Here is a 2034-nt window from a genome sequence, read left to right on the forward strand (position 1 = left end):
GTAGAGTCGAAGGAGGTCGGCTTACGCCTTCCTCCGTCCGCTCAATCAAACGGATCGTGCAGTTTTCCCGCAATCCGCTTTCCTTCATGTCACCCTTTGGGTGCAGTTCGTAGGTTCAAGTCTGGAATTATCGATAAAAGATTTACCAGTCGGTACTTGGAGTAGAGTATGGCTTCGGGTAGTTTCTTCCATCCCGTATTTCGCCAACGTTTAAACCGGTGGCTCCAAATCCGTCGAATAATCCAGCGTTGGAGTCGGTTAAACAACTTTCTTACGTGGGCTTTACGGTAGTAGTTGCCCCATCCTCGTATAACAGGATTGATGAAATCGATGATTTGGAAGACGGTGAGTGGGATACGTCTGCGCGTTCGTGCCCGAATCGTGTCCATGAACTGCTTGATCGACTTGTCCTTGGGATAAGCATAAATATTGATTTTTGGTTGTTTCTTCACCTTTTCCTGCGGTAGCGACAGTCCCTTTCCCCGTTTCAGCTTGTATCCCAAAAACTCGAATCCCCATTTGATGTGGGTGATCTTTGTTTTGTTCGGGTGAAGCGTCAGTCCGAGCGACTCCAGAATGGTCTTTGCGTCCCGCAGCGCTCGTGCGGCTTCCGCCTGCGTTTTGCAGAGGACGACCCAATCGTCGGCAAATCGCGTCAGTCGGTATCCTCTATCAGTCATTTCATGGTCAAACCGATTCAGGTAGATATTACTGAACAGTGGACTAATGACGCTTCCTTGCGGTGTGCCGTTCGGCGTCGCGTATTTCTTCCCGCTTTCCATGTACCCGGCTTCGAGCATTTGTCTAACCAATTTGAGGATTCTCCCGTCACTGACTTGTTCAGCAATCATGTCGATAAGCGGTTCATGATGAACTGTACCGAAGAAGTCCCGCAGATCAGCGTCAACGACCCATTCACATCCATCCATCAGTTCGCGGTAAATCTTACGCATCGCTTGATGCGTAGACCTTCCCGGTCGGTATCCGAAGCTGCATTCACTGAAAAGAGGTTCGAAAATGGGTTCCAACCGGTTTTTCAACGCTTGCTGGCATACCCGATCTCGTATCGCCGGGATGCCCAGTGGCCGCTTCTCATTTGGTTTCCCTTTCTTGGGAATAAGAATCCGCCTAACTGGCATCGGCCGATACGTCCCCCGTTTCAGTTCTTCGTGCAGCCGCTCCAGTTCCTGTTCGGCTGTCTTTTGGAATGCCGGAATAGTGACCTTATCGATCCCACCGCTTCCTCCGTTTGCTCTCACCGATTCCCATGCCATTTCCAAGTTCGTTCTGTGATACACTTTGTCGATTAACGAATGAACCTTTCGTCCTGTGCCTTCTGCTTTCATGCGTTCCGTGTCCTCCGCCTGCAAGTTTTGGGTCTTTCACATAGGGAACTATCCGTTCCTTGCCGCCTACTCGCGAAACTCACTCCAGTTCTGGTCTCCATAAAGCGAGCCGCCTTCCCCTTCTGCATCACCTTTTGAGTGAGCAGAAGCCAACCGCACCAGGGCGGTTGATCCGGACGTTTCTGTTGTTCGTCCGTTCCAAAGTATTACGCGGCTCTCCGACTTCTCGCCATGCGTCCGGTATGCACTTCGGGGTTTCCTTATAACATCCGTTACTGAAACTGCCGCGCGTTCTTTGAAGCGGCGGGCGCGGCACGACCGCTTCGACTTTATTTACCCACTCGTCCTGCAAGTGCATTGGTTTCAGACATGACGAGATCTCCGTGGGTCACATCGTCATCTTCCGTACCATGCCGTCCGCACACACCTTGGTGCGATGGGTGGACTAGAACGCCTTCGTCTCCATAGTGCAGACTCGACCTTGCCCCATCTTTGGCCGACCGGTTCGCAATTCGGGCAGCCCCGTTTCACTACGGCCTGGTACTTCTCCTCAAGCCCTTCAGACTCTGCCTCGCGACAGACGCCCTGCCCTCCGGCAACAAAATTGCCGGCCCCCGAGGCATTACCCCCGGGTTTGGATATGAGCCCCCTAGTCCGAGGCTCAGCGGGACTTTAACCCACCTGATGA

Annotated in this window: 1 protein-coding gene; it reads right to left on the reverse strand. The window is 52.5% G+C overall.

The genetic code is table 11. From position 1 onward, the window contains the following. Positions 1–89 precede the first annotated feature (89 nt). On the reverse strand, positions 90–1346 hold the full coding sequence (gene ltrA, locus EDD72_RS12375) for a group II intron reverse transcriptase/maturase (protein WP_132770817.1): 1257 nt from the start codon (positions 1344–1346) through the stop codon (positions 90–92). Positions 1347–2034: the final 688 nt, after the last annotated feature.

Source organism: Tepidibacillus fermentans, assembly GCF_004342885.1.
Classification (GTDB): Bacteria; Bacillota; Bacilli; order Tepidibacillales; family Tepidibacillaceae; genus Tepidibacillus; species Tepidibacillus fermentans.

What these genes read in the sequence shown, in the direction of transcription:
- ltrA (WP_132770817.1), bottom strand. Translation starts at nt 1,346, where the DNA reads ATGAAAGCAGAAGGCACAGGACGAAAGGTTCATTCGTTAATCGACAAA.